Here is a 3172-nt window from a genome sequence, read left to right on the forward strand (position 1 = left end):
TGCTGCTCTCCGCCGGGCTGAACGTCATCTGGGGCGTGATCGCCGCGCTGGCGCTGGCCGCGTTGCTCGTCGGCCCGCTCACCGCCCGGTGGGGGTCGCCCCGGCTCGTCCGTCCGGCCCGGCTGATCGGTTTCGGTCTGACCGGCGCCCTGGCGCTCGGCGTGACCGCCGGCGGCGCGCTGTTCGGCTGGTCGGTCGGGCTGTGGGACGCCGCGCTCACCTGGCCGCCGATGATCATCGGGGCGACGGTGGTGTCCGCGGCCTGGTTCGCACTGGTCCGGGCCGCCCGCTGCTGGGTGCTCGCCGAGCGGCGGTTGGCCGGCTGAGCCGGTCGGCCGCCCGAGCGGCCGGCCCACCGGTCCGGCCGGCGGGGTTCAGGCCGGGGCCGTGGGCGGTTCGTCCGCCCCGAGGAACCGGCCGACGGTGGCGCTGAACTCGCGCCAGCCGGCCCGCTCCCCCACCAGCGCCCGGCCACCGGCCTCGGTCAGCTCGTAGGTGCGGCGTTCCCGGCCGTTGACTGTGCTCCACGTGCTCGCCACCAGCCCGGCCCGCTCCAGCCGGCGCAGCGCCGGATAGATGGTGCCGGTGGGCAGGTCCAGCGTCCCGCCGCTGCGGGCACGCAACGCCTCGATGATCGCGTAGCCGTGTCGCGGGCCCTGTTCCAGCACGGCGAGCAGCAGCGCGTCGAGGTGTCCGTGCAGCGCCTGCGCCTTCATGCGTAGCAACGCTACTTGTCGATCCTCCGGAACGCCAAGGGGTGCGGCTCCCGGCCGCAACGGTTCGCCCACTAGGGTATGTGCGCAGAGTCACTCGGCGGCGCGACGCCGCCGGGTGGGCAACCGAACGCACACGGAGGTCAGCGTGGCCCGCCAGTCGCCCCAACGGCCCGACGCCGACGAGCCCGAGCTCGACGACACCGACGCGCCCGCCGCAGCCGACGAGGTCGAGGCGGACCGCCCGCCGGCGGACCGCGCGCTCTGGGACGAGGTGCGGATCGACCCGGTGGAGATCGCGCTGCCCGCCGGCACCGGCTTCACGCTGCGGGCGTACCGGCCGGCGCGCGAGCTGACCCCGACCGACGTCGCCGAGCGCGACCAGGACGACCCCTTCCTGGCCCGCCGCCAGGTCGTCGAGACCGAGGACGACGAGGAGGTGGTGATCCTCGACGAGGAGTTCGCCGCCCTCTCCGCCGAGGAGGACGACGAGGACGACGACAAGGCCGAGAAGGCCGCCAAGGGGCGCCGCAAGGGCGAGGCGGACGACGACGCGACCGAGGACAAGGCCGAGTCCGAGGACGAAGAGGACGACGACGAGGACGAGGACGCCGCGGGCGACGAGGAGGTGCCGGTCTTCCTCACCCACAAGGGCCGGCTCCTGCTGTTCAAGACCCCGGAGTCATTGGTCTCTTTCATCCGTTCCGGCGCGCCCAACGACCTGTCCCAACTGGACAGCTGGAATGAATTGTCCGAACGGCTGGAACCGGCCGACATCGCCCCGCTGGACGAGGACACCTACGAACTCGACCTGGTGGTGGAGAACCTGCGCGGCGGCCACGACGCATGGGACCACGAGCTACTCATCGAAGCTGGTGAGATCGCCCGTGACCTGGCGTACGCGCTGCGGCTACCGGCCGTGCTGGACATGCTCTCCGCCGGCTCGAGCCTGGACGATCTGGACGAGGCGCTGCGGGCTTCCGTCAACGGCGGAATCGGTGGTTTCCTGGGTCGGCGCCGGCTGAAGAAAATCGGGGCACAAACCGCAAGTTTGGGTTGGCGCACCATTGTCGGCAAGATCTCTGCGGTTGTGGACTGGCGCGACTGACCCGGAGCGGGGAGCATCAGTCTCTGGCAGAGCAAGACCTGTGTCCCGGGAGGAGGACGACGCCGTGGCGCTCGTGCGCGTGTACTGCGGTCTGGCCTCGGCAGATCCGGCCGACCGAACGGCTTCGGCCGGAACGACGCTGACGTCCGCTGTGGTCGACGACGCAGGCCGTCTGCTGCACGTCTGTGAGATCGCCGACGAGGCCGCCGGGTACGCCCAGCTGGTCGCGCTGCTGGTGGAGCGGTCCGGCGGTCCGAGCGGCGCGGCCATCGCCGCGGACAGCGACGACCACATCGTCACCTCGCTGCTGAGCGCCGCCGGCCGTCCGCTGGCGATCGCCGACGACGACTCGGTCGACGACTTCGCCGAGCGCTTCGCCGACGACGACTCCCTGGAGGAGATGCAGTCCCCGCCCGCCGAGCGCCGCGCGGTCGGGCTGGCCCGCGCGCTGCAGGCCGGCGCGCTCTCCGCGGTGACCCTCCCGGCGCCGCGTGAGCTAGCCGGATACACGCAGGTCCTGGCCGCGCACGCGGCGCTGGCGAGCGGCCGGCACTCGGCCGCGGTGACGCTGCGCGAGGTGCTCCGCGAGCTCTACCCGGCCGCGCTGCGCGCGTATCCGGACCCGGCGGACCGGGTCGCCCTCGCGGTTCTCGACGCGCTGCCCGAGCCGGGGATGCTCACCGGTTCCGCGGCCCGTGGCCGCGACGGCGGGCTGACCGCCGACGCGGTGGTCGCGCAGCTGGCCGCCGAGGGTCTGGCGGACGCGGGCGACATCTCCGACGCGGTGACCGCGCTGCGGGTCGCCATCTCCGAGACACCCCGGCGGGCCACCGTCAACCGGACGCTCACCGCCGCCGTCGCCGAGACGGTACGGCAGGCGGTCGCCTCGGTCCGGACCTGTGACGCCGGATGCGACGCGCTCGTGGGCGCGCTCGCCGAACGCACCGCTCCCGCTCCCGCGCCCGCCACCGGCCGCCGGGCCGCCGCCCGACGCGGTGAGCAGGTCGACGAGCTGGCCCCGGCCACCGACCTGCGCGCGGTGCGGCCGGTCCAGCCGGAGCCGGCCGCCGAGCCGGCACACCGTGGTTGTCCCGAGCCGGCCGGCGCACCCGAGCCGGCCGGACGGCGCAGCCGCCCGGAGCCGATTCCCGGCGGGCGCCGCGGCCGGCCCGAGCCGGTCTCCGGCCCGGCCGCCACGACGACGCCCCGGCCGCTCGCCCCGCCACCCGTCGCTCCCGCCCCGGTCACGCCTCCGCCGGTCGCTCCGGCCCCGGTGACTCCCGTGGCTCCGGCTGCCTCGCTGGGCCGTCCGGCCTCCGCGCCGCCGTCCCGGCCCGAGCCGACCGGCGGA

Annotated in this window: 2 protein-coding genes and 2 pseudogenes; 3 read left to right on the forward strand and 1 reads right to left on the reverse strand. The window is 74.9% G+C overall.

Going from position 1 to position 3172, the window contains the following annotated elements:
• Positions 1-326, forward strand: a pseudogene (locus KBX39_RS27250) (hypothetical protein); the annotation flags it as partial.
• 48 nt (positions 327-374) lie between these two features.
• On the opposite strand, the gene KBX39_RS27255 reads toward KBX39_RS27250, so the two are convergent.
• A complete protein-coding gene (locus KBX39_RS27255; RefSeq protein ID WP_043326746.1) occupies positions 375-716 on the reverse strand; it encodes a PadR family transcriptional regulator in 342 nt (113 codons plus the stop codon).
• A 115-nt stretch (positions 717-831) separates the two neighbouring features.
• On the opposite strand from KBX39_RS27255, the gene KBX39_RS27260 reads away from it, so the two are divergent.
• A complete protein-coding gene (locus KBX39_RS27260) occupies positions 832-1821 on the forward strand; it encodes a hypothetical protein (RefSeq protein WP_064447625.1) in 990 nt (329 codons plus the stop codon).
• A gap of 40 nt (positions 1822-1861) precedes the next feature.
• Positions 1862-3172, forward strand: a pseudogene (locus KBX39_RS27265) (transposase); the annotation flags it as partial.

The organism is Micromonospora sp. D75, assembly GCF_018070405.1.
Taxonomy (GTDB): domain Bacteria; phylum Actinomycetota; class Actinomycetes; order Mycobacteriales; family Micromonosporaceae; genus Micromonospora; species Micromonospora chalcea.